Annotated in this window: 11 protein-coding genes; 5 read left to right on the forward strand and 6 right to left on the reverse strand. The window is 28.9% G+C overall.

Annotated elements, in window-relative coordinates; all coding sequences use genetic code 11:
* Positions 1-10: 10 nt before the first annotated feature.
* The gene (locus J4418_00060; protein ID MBS3112466.1) at positions 11-688 is read left to right on the forward strand and encodes a class I SAM-dependent methyltransferase; all 678 of its coding nucleotides are present in this window, start codon (positions 11-13) and stop codon (positions 686-688) included.
* Positions 689-711: 23 nt separating this feature from the next.
* Here J4418_00060 and J4418_00065 read toward each other — a convergent pair whose 3' ends face one another.
* Positions 712-2,145: a radical SAM protein gene (locus J4418_00065; protein ID MBS3112467.1), complete on the reverse strand. Its 1,434-nt coding sequence runs from the start codon at positions 2,143-2,145 to the stop codon at positions 712-714.
* Between the two features lie 86 nt (positions 2,146-2,231).
* Here J4418_00065 and J4418_00070 point away from each other — a divergent pair, with 86 nt between their 5' ends.
* Complete coding sequence (locus tag J4418_00070) at positions 2,232-3,347, forward strand: radical SAM protein (protein ID MBS3112468.1); 1,116 nt, start codon at positions 2,232-2,234, stop codon at positions 3,345-3,347.
* Here J4418_00070 and J4418_00075 read toward each other — a convergent pair.
* Positions 3,331-4,491 (reverse strand): glycosyltransferase family 4 protein, encoded by a 1,161-nt coding sequence (locus J4418_00075; protein ID MBS3112469.1) that lies wholly within the window; start codon positions 4,489-4,491, stop codon positions 3,331-3,333. The two genes, J4418_00070 and J4418_00075, sit on opposite strands and share 17 nt — an antisense overlap.
* 56 nt (positions 4,492-4,547) lie before the next feature.
* Positions 4,548-5,900, reverse strand: coding sequence for a hypothetical protein (locus J4418_00080; GenBank protein ID MBS3112470.1), 1,353 nt, complete (start codon positions 5,898-5,900; stop codon positions 4,548-4,550).
* Between the two features lie 187 nt (positions 5,901-6,087).
* Between J4418_00080 and J4418_00085 the strand changes: the two genes are divergently transcribed.
* A complete protein-coding gene (locus J4418_00085) occupies positions 6,088-7,200 on the forward strand; it encodes a DegT/DnrJ/EryC1/StrS family aminotransferase (GenBank protein MBS3112471.1) in 1,113 nt (370 codons plus the stop codon).
* On the opposite strand, the gene J4418_00090 is transcribed toward J4418_00085, so the two are convergent.
* Positions 7,197-8,867, reverse strand: coding sequence for a glycosyltransferase family 39 protein (locus J4418_00090; protein MBS3112472.1), 1,671 nt, complete (start codon positions 8,865-8,867; stop codon positions 7,197-7,199). The genes J4418_00085 and J4418_00090 overlap by 4 nt on opposite strands.
* Before the next feature lie 23 nt (positions 8,868-8,890).
* Positions 8,891-9,586 carry a class I SAM-dependent methyltransferase gene (locus J4418_00095; protein MBS3112473.1) on the reverse strand — a complete coding sequence of 232 codons (696 nt, stop codon included), beginning with the start codon at positions 9,584-9,586 and terminating at the stop codon, positions 8,891-8,893.
* 53 nt (positions 9,587-9,639) lie between these two features.
* Here J4418_00095 and J4418_00100 point away from each other — a divergent pair, with 53 nt between their 5' ends.
* Positions 9,640-11,067 carry a cobalamin-dependent protein gene (locus J4418_00100; GenBank protein ID MBS3112474.1) on the forward strand — a complete coding sequence of 476 codons (1,428 nt, stop codon included), beginning with the start codon at positions 9,640-9,642 and terminating at the stop codon, positions 11,065-11,067.
* A 33-nt stretch (positions 11,068-11,100) separates the two neighbouring features.
* Positions 11,101-11,913, forward strand: a complete 813-nt coding sequence (locus J4418_00105) for a glycosyltransferase (protein ID MBS3112475.1) — start codon at positions 11,101-11,103, stop codon at positions 11,911-11,913.
* Between the two features lies 1 nt (position 11,914).
* On the opposite strand, the gene J4418_00110 is transcribed toward J4418_00105, so the two are convergent.
* On the reverse strand, positions 11,915-13,000 hold the full coding sequence (locus J4418_00110) for a radical SAM protein (protein MBS3112476.1): 1,086 nt from the start codon (positions 12,998-13,000) through the stop codon (positions 11,915-11,917).
* Positions 13,001-13,003: the final 3 nt, after the last annotated feature.

Raw genomic sequence — 13,003 nt, forward strand, 5'->3', positions numbered from 1 at the left:
CAAATACAAATTGGAAAAAACAGAAAAATACAGTTTTAAAAAGTATAATAATGTTAATCGTTTTATTAGTTATTATTATCAATTATTGATAGTTATTAATCTTAAACCTAAAAAAGTTTTAGAGATTGGCGTCGGTCATGGATTTTTCACAAATAATCTTAGATATATGGGATATGACATAACTACATGTGATATTGACAAAGATCTTAGACCAGACATAGTTTCAGATATCACAAAATTAAATCTTCCCGATAACTCGTACGATACTGTTGTTGCTTTTGAAGTTTTAGAACATTTACCTTTCAAACTTTTTGAAAAATCTTTAATTGAAATGAAACGAGTTTCAAAAAAATATGTAGTTTTATCAATCCCTCACCCTACTCTTTATTTGGGATTATTTGCGGGTTTTCAAAAACCGTTGATTAAATTAAACTTTCGCATTCCGACGCCTTTTTTAAGAAGAAAATTTAAAAAATTAATTAAATTTAGAAAAGGTAAAGGAATTATTGACAAAATCAAAAATATATTTTTAAAACTTTTTTACTCAGAAGAACATTATTGGGAAATGGGGATAAAAAATTATCCAAGCAATAAAATTATTAAAAAGATAGAAAAACATTTTAAGATAGTTAAAAGTTTTCAACCCAAATATAGTGTCTATCATCACTTTTTTGTATTAGAAAAATAATATTCCACTCATGAAAAAATAAATTATTTCTTATAAAAAACAAATCTCGATAACAACGAATTAAATCCCCTAACCAATCTTCTCACATCTGCAACACTTCTCATGCTTTTTAAATTTTGAATAATTACAGGGATAGAAAAATAATATTGTTTATACATTTTTTTCTGTAAACCAACTAACTCATCTTTTGTTAATGATTTAGTTCTTAATATTGGACCATGGCATCCGTCAAAATCTTCCCATGAGTTATATTCGAGTAATCCTGCATTTTTTACTTGTTCAAATAATTGAGTGCCTGGAAAAGGCGCTGCAATTGTAAATTGCACATAATCTGCGTGAAGTTTTATTGCAAAATCAATTGTCTCTTTAATCGTAGATTTATTCTCATTAGGCAATCCAATAACAAAGCTCCCTGTTGCCCTAATTCCTGCTTTTTGAGTTAATCTAACTGCTTTTAAGACTTGATCTTTTGTAATTGCTTTGTTAGAATCATTTAAAATATCCTGAGAACCTGATTCAAACCCATAAAATATTTCTTGGCATCCCGCATTTTTCATCAATTTTAATATTTCATAATCAACAGTATTAACTCTCCCCATACATAACCAGGGCAAATTTAGTTTACGATTCATTAATTCATTGCAAAAAACTATTATCCACTGTTTTTTAATGATAAAGGTATCATCATCAAAATAAATTTCATCTACTCCATAATTTTTAACTAAATGTTCGATTTCATTAATAACATTTTTTGGATTTCTTTGTCTATGTTTGTGTCCGTACAATGTTTCAGGCCATAAACAAAATGTGCAATGATAAGGACATCCCCTGCTTGAGATTACTAACCCAGTTCTTTTACCGCCAAAAAATGCTTGTTGATAATTTTCAATTTTAAACTGCTTTCTATCGGGATAAGGTAATTCATCAACATTTTCAACATGGGTTATTGGATTTATAGCTATACCGCTCATTGAACGATACACGAGCCCACTAACTTCCTTGAATGATTTTTTGCCTTCAATTGCTTTGCATAAATCTTTTATAGAAAGGTCAAATTCACCTTTTAATATAAAATCTATAAATGAAAAGTCCTGTATTATATCCGCTGCATAATATGTTACATGTGAACCGCATAAAACGACTTTACAGCCAACTTCCCGCTTAATTCTTTTAGCAGTTTCAATGTCATGCAAAATTGAAGGAGTGGATGTTTCTAAGAGAATAAGACTGGGCTGCTCTCTTTTCACCCTTTTAACAAATTTAGGGATACCTTCTTCCAAATCAACAGCGTCTAATCCTATAACTTCATAACCTTCCTTTTCCAATATAGATACTGCATAAGCTAAGTAGATAGGAAATGTAAGCACTTTATCTCCTCTTCTATGCGGCCAACGTATGTTACTTCTCGTACCATAACCCTCTCCGGGCCATGGCGGATTTGCTATAATAACTTTCATTTTAAAACTAATCTTAAAACATTATATATAAATATTTTGTAATTACAAACATAAATTTATATAAAGAGGTAAAAAACAAAATAAGTATGTACCAAAATCAATTTTCAATGTTTGAAAGAATAGGACATACCATACTTGGAAATCTACCTTTTAGAAACATAATAATTGAGAATCTGAACAAATTTAGAATTAAACAAATTAAAAAATTAAAAACTCCAATTAATGTTGTATTTTATGTTACAGATGGCTGTAATTTAAGATGCAAGCATTGTTTTTACTGGAAAAATTTGAAAAATAAAAATGATGAACTTAAAATAGATAAAATTAAAAAAATTGCTAAAAGCTTCAAACACCCATTACATATGTTATCTTTAACAGGCGGAGAACCTTTTATGAGGCAAGATATTGTTGAAATTTGTAATCTTTTTTACAAATATAATAATACAAAAAGAATTAACATTGCAACAAACGGAATACTTACAGGAAAAATAGTTGAAGCTACAAAAATAATATTAAGAAATAATCCCACTAAACGTTTTACGATATTTATATCTTTAGATGGTTTACAAAGTACTCATGATTCGATTAGAAATTATAACGGCTCATTCGAGAAAGCAATTAAAACTATTAAAGAACTTAAAAAGATTAAAAATAAAAATTTATCTATTTTTGTTGCAACTACTATTACAGAACAAAATTTTGAAGAATTACCCGAATTAATTCAATTTGTTAAAGCATTAAAAGTTATCCACAAGTTTAATTTATTGAGAAACAATTCTACTGTGCACAATATTGACCCATCATTACTTCATGATTTTGACCCACAACACGCCAAACTTCCAAAAAATAAAGATCTTGAGAAAGTTTTTCAAATAATAAAAAATAACGGAAAAAGTATTTCAAACAAAGTTGAAACTTTAAAAATTAAATATTCTATAGATCTACTTAAAAATTTTCACAAAATAAAATGTTTAGCTACTTTTACAGACATGGTCCTTTTTCCAAAAGGAGATATCTCTGTTTGTGAACCTACTAACTCTTTTGGGAATTTAAAAGATTGGGATTACAACGTTTACAAAGCATGGGATTCTAAACATGCTAATAAGAGAAAGTCCAAACTTAAATCATGCTCATGTATTCAATCATGTAACTTGCTTAACTCCATGAAGTATGACACAAAAACTCTTAAAAAAATTCTCTAACACATAGATTCACTATCTTATCGGCAAGTAAATTATCATCAAACTTTTTTGAATCAACAAAACCATTCTGTTTAATTTTCTCCCGCAAATCTGAATCTTTGTATAAAGTATAAATTTTATCAGCTAAACTTTGAGAATCACCTACTTCATAATACAAGCAATTAAATTTATCCTCAGTAACTTCACGCATTGAACTTAAATTTGGTGCGATAATTGGCAGGTTACATGCCCAATACTCAAATGTTCTTAAAGTAATCCTAATCCATCCTGAGAGGCGATTTGGGAGTATAACGAGGCCTACATCAGCATTTGAGATATATTTTCTAACTTCATCCTGAGACACCCACCCAGTATATTTAAAATATTGATCCAAATTATTTTCTTGAGCCTTTCTTTTTAGGCTAGGTAAAATTTTCCCATCACCTACAATCCAGAATTCAAAATTAGGGATAGAATTTTTCAGTTTTTCAATACATGGTATAATTATTTCCAAACCATCTTGAGGATCCATACCTCCTTGTAAAACAGCTACAAATTTATCATCATTCCTGTTTTTATCAGGATAGAAGGTTTTAAGATTAACACCATCATAAACAATATCAATTTCCCTATTGTAACGCTTTTCCAAATAATTCTTTATAAATAGCGTATTTGAAATAACTTTATCGGCTTTTTTTATTGTCCATGCTTCAAATTTGCCTACCAAAGCAAAAAATAATTTTTTCAATCTACCTTGTACGCTATCCTTACCAAACTCAGCAATAAAATCAGTAGGATCAAACACTACAGGTGTTCCAGTTAGCTTACCTGCAACTATTGAGGGAAAACCACAAACTGCATTATGAACAAAAATCAAATCAGTTTTATATTTTTTAATCAACTTTAATATCTTAAGAAACAATATTGGATTGTAAAATGCATATTTAATAATTTTTTTAAAATCATGACGACTAATATTGTACATTGAAATAAATTTAATTCCAGTTTTATCAAATGCTTCTTTTTCACTTATCCCTAAAGGACAAAATACTATAGGGTTATAACCTAATCTTTTAAATGCTCTTGCAACAGCATAAAGTCTAGGTGCACCCCCCCCCTTATTTGGCAGGACCATGTCGTTAATAACTAAAAGTATATTTTTCATTAACCAACATAATACTATACTAATTTTAAAGATTTATATTCTAAATCACAATCAAATTAACTTTCGTGTTCATAAATTACAAGATTATTTTCGCTATATATTTTAGTCAGATTTTTTTGAGTAATAAAATCTAAAAATCTAGCTTCAATACCTTTTATTTCATTAATGCTAAACTCTTTTTTTAAATTAGAAATAAGCTCTTCATTATGATAATAAACTACATAATATTCTTCATTGATATTTAATTCATTAAACATTTTATAACTTACTACACTATAATTTTCACCAAAATAATTGTTTAAATATTGAGAATCTCCAAAAATAATAATTAAACTTTTATCGGGTATGACCTCATAAATAATTTTCATAATTTCAAATTTGGAATTTGTATATTCTGACTGTTTGTACATAATGAATGGAGCAGATATAATTAATAAGATTAACATAAATGGCACAATTCGTTTAAAATATTTGTTTAAAAACAATGAATACGGAATCAACATTAATGGTATAATCGGGAAAAAATACCTATGTCCAATTATAAAATTAACTAACCAATTATATCTAATTATGTCTGATTTTCCAAGAACCAATATAAATAATAGGATTGATAAAACAATTTCATTTTTTCGTTTATACTTGATAAAAAATGGAACATATAACATTAATGGGTAAATCAATGACATTACAAGAATAGGTTTCCAATAAATCAGTAATTGTGATAAAGAAAAATATAAAAAGGTTTCAGATATATTTGAATTTAAACTTTGCCTGGCTGTAAAAAAAGACCCATATGACAGGTAATTAAAAAAGATTATTAAGATAAATGAAGGAAATACTCCCGAAAAATACTGAAATATTTTTTTAAATTTTTCACTGCTAAAGGAAGATTTTATCCACTTTAGAATTAGGAGAATGCCCACACTAACAACAATTAAAGCATTTGTGGTCCTAATTAAACAGCTAATTCCTAAAAAAAAGCCACTCCAAAAATATTTAATTTTATCCTTTTTTAACAACATATAGAATCCCAATAATGTAAAAGTAATAGTTGGTATTTCGCTCATAATGGTCCTTGAATAAAATAAAAGCCCCGGATAAAAAAGATAAAACAAAGAATAGATTTTAGGAATATTATATTCGTTAAATATTTTAATTAATATATAAAGATTTAATAGGTGAAACAATAAACCGGCTAAAAAAATAAATTGCCATCCTATTGATGCAAAAGGTACCAGTATTGCCGAATTTCCTAAAGGAAATCCCGGGACATAAGCTTGTCTCAAATTAGAATATGCTTGATCATAACTCTGATAAAGATTATCAATTATTATTTTACCCCCTGATAAGTGATATGCAGTCATTAAATAAGAGCCTTCATCGGCAATTGAAAAAAAATTTGGATACATGACTACAAATGAAATTAAATATAGAAATATACCTATCCAAAATAAGTTATTATTATTTAACATATAACTCTGAAAAAACTATGTATGTTTAAATATAATATGGGATATATAACGTATATTTCAAGGTATACATATATTTAAAAGTAAAATAATTTAAGAACAAATATTTAAAATATAGGGTGAAATTATGACATTTATACCAGTTGCAAGTGCATATATTACAGAAGAAGATGCTAAAGCAGTTTATGATGTTGTTAAATCAACATGGTTAAGCCAAGGTAAAAAAGTTTTAGAATTTGAAGAACAATTTAAAAAATATGTTAATGCAAAACATGCAATAGCAGTAAATAATGGCACATCTGCAATACACTTGATTCTTGCAGGATTAGGCATAAAGCAAGGAGATGAAGTAATTTTGCCTTCTATGACGTTTATCTCAACTGCTAATGCGGTTTTATATCAAAATGCAACACCAATTCTTGCAGAATGCGATCCTAAAACATATAATATTACGCCCCAAGAAATAGAACGAAGAATAACTGATAAAACTAAAGCAGTAATTGCTGTAGACATGAATGGCATGCCTGTTGATTATGATGAAATTCAAAAAGTTTGTGACAAACATTCAGTATATTTTATTGCGGACAGTGCTGAAAGTTTAGGCGCAACTTATAAATATCGTAAAATTGGAGAAATAGCGCCAGTACATATGTTTAGTTTTTTCCCTAATAAAAATGTTACAACTGGTGAAGGGGGCATGATTACTACCGATGACGATGTCTTAGCTGAAAAAATTAGAATGCTGCGTAATCAAGGACAAAATGGGAGATATAATCATGTTATGTTAGGTTACAATTACCGAATGACTGAAATGCAGGCTGCGCTAGGAATAGTCCAATTAAAAAGATTAGATTGGATTATCGCCGAAAAAAATAAAATTACAAATGTCTATAATTTAAGATTTAAAAATAATCCGCACATCAATCCCCCATTTATCCCGAATTATGTAACACAACATTCATGGTACATGTATGCAATTTCTATAAATGGCACACTTGAAGAAAGAGACAATCTTGTTAAAAAATTGAATGAAGCAGGTATAGGAACAAGATTAAGCTTCCCGCCAATACATTCTCAACCATTATTTTGTGAACGGTTCGGTTATAACGTTAATTCATTGCCTGTAACGCAGGCAGCATGGACAAAATTAATTGATATACCAGTGTGGGTTGGAATGAAAGACGAAGATCAAGAAAAAATAATAACTACGCTTGAAAAATTCTGTTCAGTTAAGTTTTAAACCCAAGCAGGAGAATCTGATACATAATTTGGTGCACCCACATAATCTGTTAATTTATTAAATGTCCTAGTGTAAAAAGCATCATATTTTGAGATGTCCACATTTTTAAAATTTCTTGATGTTTTGGTTACATTTTTAGAAAAGACTAAAAAAGTTTTATTATTTTGATATAAAAGTTTATAAGACAAAATAAAACTATTTTTCTCTGCTTTCTGAATATAATCATTATCATATGGACCAAGGATAATGTAATCAACTTCATTTAAATGTTTTTCAAAAAAATTATTCATGTTTGCGGGTTCAAATACGTTATAAATTTGGCGATGTAAATAATATTTTCCATTTATCGGCCCAATACGCGTGGACTCATATTTGGACATGATTTTAGCTTCAGGGGCAGTGTTAGTCCTTACCCAAAATCCTACTGCTTTAATGCCGCAATCATAAAGATATGCCCCATTTGTAATAAAATTAGTATCATATTCAGGTATTCCATAAATTTTAGGAAATAAATGTAGAATAGTAACAATAAATAAAATAACTAGAATTATATTTTTAAAATAAGGTTTAAATTTAAGTTTAAAAAGCATTATAAAACTAAACATTATTAAGAATACAATTGAAGTAAAAATATAGACTTTAACATTAACAGTCGACGGGTCTAGAAAAAATGCAAAGGGTAATGAATAAATTAATCCCGCAAAAAGTAAAATTGACTCTTTTTTCAATGTAAATAAATGTTTAATTCCGATAGTTACCATTAATAATATAAAAATAAAAAGCACCGGGTTGATAACTCCTAAAAAAGAGTCTGCCAAACTTAGCAGATGGAAATCAAAATATTTTGGTTTTGCAAATATATGCCCAATCATACCTATATTCGCGCCAACGTCAGAAGTACTGATAAATTTACCCATAAAATAAATTAATATTTGAAATATTCCTGCAGTAATTGGCAATAATAACGTTTGCCAATTTAAGATTTTTTTAAGTAGGGCGGTGAATTTTTGGAATGAATTAAACATATCGTTATTAGACGCTAAAATAGTAAATGCCATTACAAGTATAAATTGCGGGAAAAAATTATCCGTTAATATGAATATTGCAGACAATACTGAATTTCTAAATGCATATTTGGTGTTATTAGTTTGAAAATATTTAATACAATAATAAATTGCCCCTAATTGAATAGGTAATGAAAACATCATAATATTTGCTAGACTTCTAGACCATGCTACATGAATCGGTAAAATAGCAAAAAATGCAGTTATCATTAAAGATTCCTTTTTTTTCAAAAAAAGCAATAAAAAGCGGTATATTACAATAAGAGATAATAACCCAATTAAAATAACCGGCAACCTCCATGAAAGTTCAGTAATTGGAATACCGATAATTGTATAAATTCCTAAAATAAATATCCAGAAAATGGGATATATTATGCTATACAAAAGCGCAAATACTCTCAATGGATTTCCCATTCCATAATTATCAAATTTAAATAAAGAATTTAAACCTTCAATTGGGAAAGAATCAATTGAAAATTGTTGAAACATTGCTTTATCATTACCGCAAAATGGATTCTCTGCGCCAATAAATCTGATAATAAAAGCTATTATTAATATAATTATTAGAAGAATTGAATACTTATTTAATTTATTAGCATGCATAAATGAAACAGGAAAAACTTCCCTTATAATGATTTCGCTTGTTTACATACTATATACTGAGTCATCCCTAAATTTCTTAATATTGGAATTTTATAAAAAAAAGAATTAAAAAAGTTTGAAAATAAGGGTATTTTAACCGGTAATAAAAATCTATATCCTGAAGTTAATACATGGAAATTATTTTTATATAAAACATATTTCAATTTTTTAATGGAAGTTAAATTATGGGGCCCTTCTGAATCTTTTAAACCTAATAACTCAAAAATCTTAAATGGGGTTTCCCAAAATGGGTTAGAAAAACTCATAATAATGATTGTGTTTTGATTAGATAAACGAGCTAATGAATGTATAGCTGAATGAATGTCTGCTAAATGTTCAATTACATCAATCAACACAATATAATCAAAATCTAATTTTGAATTAAATTTTAATAAATCGCCAACATAGAATTTTAAATTGTTTCCGTCATAATTAAGATTTGCGATTTCAATCATTTTTTTACTGATATCTAAACCAATACCTCTTTTTACCAATAACGAATTTAAAAATTCCCCTGTTCCACAACCTATTTCAAGAACATTTTTTTCAGAAACATTATTCATGAAAGATTTTATTAATTTATGAATTCCCGAAAGATAATAGTTTTTTATCCTTTTCTTTCCATAATTCCGGGCCAATATATCGAAATGATAACTAATTGCTTCATTTGTAAAATTCATTAGGGTTCTAAATTACGAAAATCTTTATATAGCTTTCCATTTAAAACAATAATATGGCTGAAGAAAGATGTGATGCAGTATTAGTCATCCCCAATCCATATACTGCTGAAGGGATTAATGATACAACACATGAACAACTTTTGGGTATACTTTACATAGGCACATTACTTCAGAAAAATGGATTTAAATGCAAGATTATTGATGCAAAAGTATTAGGTTTATCCAATTCTGAGATTATTCAACAAATATATGATTTCAAACCTAAACTTATTGGAATAACTTTAGTATCTGTTTCTTATAAAGCAACCAAAGATTTATGTGAAAAAATTAGAAATTTAGAATTTAGTCCCCGTGTGATTTTAGGGGGACCGCATCCAACTTCATTACCAAAAGAGACATTGGCTGAATTTAACGTTGATGCAGTTGTAATCGGCGAAGGTGAACAAACATTTTTAGAAATTGTTAATAACTTGAAAAACAATTTACCTTTATTTCAAAATGTTGCTGGTGTTGCATACAAAGAAAACGGAGAATTGAAATTTAATTCATCAAGACCCATCAACGCAAACATTGATGAATTACCATTTCCGGACCATAGCATGCTGCCTGATCCTTATTTATATAAACGCAGAACTAACCAATCTCCTGCAGTTCCAATTTTAACTAGCAGAGGCTGTCCATATTTATGCACATTTTGCAGCCGAGACGTATACAAAAATAAAGTTTTATTCAGGACTCCCAAGAATGTAGTTAATGAGATAGATTATTTAGTTGAAACTTTTAAATTTAAACAGATTGATATAATAGATGACAATTTTCTTGTTAATAAAAATCGTGCAAAAGAAATTTTACAAATGATAATTGAACGTCCTTATAAAATCGCGATAAATCTCCAAAGCGGCGTAAGAGTTGATGCAATTGATGAAGAGTTACTCATATTTATGAAAAAAGCAGGGGTTTATCGTGTTGCATTAGGGGTAGAATCCGGAGATGAAAGAGTGTTGAAAAATTCTAAAAAAGGCATTAAATTAGATGAAGTGAGAAAAGCTGTTAAACTTGTTAAACAGGCAAAGTTAAGAGCAGATTGTTTTTTCATGATAGGTTTACCCGGTGACAATGCCGAAAGCATGCAAAGAACAATTGATTTTGCAAAAGAGCTCAAACCAAATACGGCTAATTTTTCAATGACAATACCATTTCCAGGCACTGAACTTTATAGAGAAGCAAAGGAACATGGACAACTTTTTATTGACACAAGATATGGTCTTGATTCAGGTTATAACGCTGCAAATGTTGCGTATTTGTTAGAAGGAATGGACAAGCAAGAAATTTTAAAATATTATAAGAAAGCATACAGAGATTTTTATTTACGGCCTATACAAATATTTAGGATGCTATTGGATGTTAAATCAATAGAAGAATTCAAATGGTTGATTAAAACTGGCACTTCGGTATTTAAAAGCATATTATTAAAAAACTAAACTTTTATAAATTCGATTTTAATTATAATCACAATGACATTCTTTGAAAAAATTGAAAAAAATCCTGTACACATTGCACCGGAAGATATTAAGGTAAGTGTGGTAATTCCAACTTTAAATGAAGGGGGTTGTGTTGGAGGGATAATCCAAAGAGTGCAAAAACTTATGCCTGGATTTGTAAATGAGATTATAGTAGTTGATGGCGGGTCTATTGATAATACTGAAAACGTAGTAAGAGAGCTTGGAGTTAAATTTCTTAGACAACCCGGAAAAGGTTTAGGAGATGCATATAGACATGGGGCAAACAATATTGATGGAAATGTTATGGTTATACTAGATGCAGACGGTTCACACGTTCCAGAACATATACCCCGGCTAACTGAAAAAATTAAGGAGGGTTATGATTTGGTTATAGCATCAAGATTGAAAGGAGGTTTGAGAAGTGAAGACATGAAGCGGTTCAGTTTCCGCACATTTGCAAATTATTTAGTCGGATTTTCATGCAGACATATCTTTGGCACACCTGTTTCAGACCCTTGGATGGGATTCAGAGCCATTAAAAAAGAAGTTTTCCAAAGTTTGGGCACGACGTCATTAGGGCAAGAAGTTGACATAGAAATGCTTATTAGGACTGTTAAAAGAGGACACAAAGTTACTGATATTGAAACTTATGAACCAAAAAGAATCTATGGCGAAAGCAAATTTAATGTAATTTTTGAAGGAACCAGACTAAGTATTTTGTTTACAAGAGAATTTCTTCATTTGAGTGTAGTGGACAAAGCTTCATGGTTACTTAGCAATTTATACAATCTGCAGGACAAAGTATTTAACCTTCATAAAAAATAATTTAATAATTTTTTCTAAATGAGAATTTAATTAAATTTGTAATTGGAAAAATGAATCTCGGTTCCATAACACATAATTGCATTGCTTTTTTGCATTCCCTACATTTTTTTAATCTTTTCTGTTCACATTTATATGATTTAGACTTTAATACTGATTTAATATTATTATTGCCAATAACCGAATAATTTTGCCAATTTGAACCATATAAGCACGGAGAAACCTTCCCGTTCTCAAAAAACTCGCAGAAGAAATACTGTAATTCACAATCTTGCATGAAAATTCCCTCTTTATTTTTACCTAAAAAATAATCCGGCACGGCTTTGAGATATTTAGGATTATTTAATATTGTTTTTTTCGTTAAGATAAACTTAATAAATTTCTTAACTTCAATAATATTTTGATTAATTTCTTTGTTTATTTCACTCTTTGTCTCTTGGCCTTTGAATTCAGGATGCGCGCATATTGCCTGAAATTTCTGTTCGACATCCAATTCATCAGCAAGCTTAACCAGTTGATATAATTCATTAGTGTTTGTCGGAGTTATAATTGAATTAATAGAAACTCTAACATTGGGGGCATATTTCTTCAAAAGCTTAACCGCTTCAATTGCCCTGTCATAAGAACCTTTCACACCCGTAGTTTTATCATAGGTTTCTTTTATCCCATTAACACTTATGGATATGGCATCAATTCCAGTTTTTGATAATTGCACTGCTTTTTCTTTTGTCATCAAAAAACCATTACTAACCATATGAACAAATGGAATTTTTTTTTTACAATAAGATATTCTTTCCATTATATCCTGCATTAACAAAGGTTCGCCTCCAGTAAAATTAATATAACATGTACCCATCTTACTTAAATCAGAAATTATTTGTTTAAATTTAGTTAGGGAAATTTCATTATTTTTTAGGGGATTCCTCCAAAAATTGCACCATTCGCACCTAAAATTACATCTATGGGTAACATAAAACTGCGCAATCATCGGAAAAGATTTTCCAAATAAATAATAATTGATATGCCACTTAAATGCATTATAAAATAATGGAAATATATTAGTCAATTTAAAATTAATTGAAGATGCCATTTT

The sequence above is a fragment of the Candidatus Woesearchaeota archaeon genome (genome assembly GCA_018303425.1).
In the GTDB taxonomy this organism is placed as follows: Archaea; Nanobdellota; Nanobdellia; order Woesearchaeales; family JAGVYF01; genus JAGVYF01.

Excerpts from the sequence above, each read along its gene's own strand:
- J4418_00065 (MBS3112467.1), bottom strand. The coding sequence starts at position 2,145 with ATGAAAGTTATTATAGCAAATCCGCCATGGCCCGGAGAGGGTTATGGT.
- J4418_00070 (MBS3112468.1), top strand. The coding sequence starts at position 2,232 with ATGTACCAAAATCAATTTTCAATGTTTGAAAGAATAGGACATACCATA.
- J4418_00075 (MBS3112469.1), bottom strand. The coding sequence starts at position 4,491 with ATGAAAAATATACTTTTAGTTATTAACGACATGGTCCTGCCAAATAAG.
- J4418_00080 (MBS3112470.1), bottom strand. The coding sequence starts at position 5,900 with ATGTATCCAAATTTTTTTTCAATTGCCGATGAAGGCTCTTATTTAATG.
- J4418_00085 (MBS3112471.1), top strand. The coding sequence starts at position 6,088 with ATGACATTTATACCAGTTGCAAGTGCATATATTACAGAAGAAGATGCT.
- J4418_00090 (MBS3112472.1), bottom strand. The coding sequence starts at position 8,867 with ATGCATGCTAATAAATTAAATAAGTATTCAATTCTTCTAATAATTATA.
- J4418_00095 (MBS3112473.1), bottom strand. The coding sequence starts at position 9,586 with ATGAATTTTACAAATGAAGCAATTAGTTATCATTTCGATATATTGGCC.
- J4418_00100 (MBS3112474.1), top strand. The coding sequence starts at position 9,640 with ATGGCTGAAGAAAGATGTGATGCAGTATTAGTCATCCCCAATCCATAT.
- J4418_00105 (MBS3112475.1), top strand. The coding sequence starts at position 11,101 with ATGACATTCTTTGAAAAAATTGAAAAAAATCCTGTACACATTGCACCG.
- J4418_00110 (MBS3112476.1), bottom strand. The coding sequence starts at position 13,000 with ATGGCATCTTCAATTAATTTTAAATTGACTAATATATTTCCATTATTT.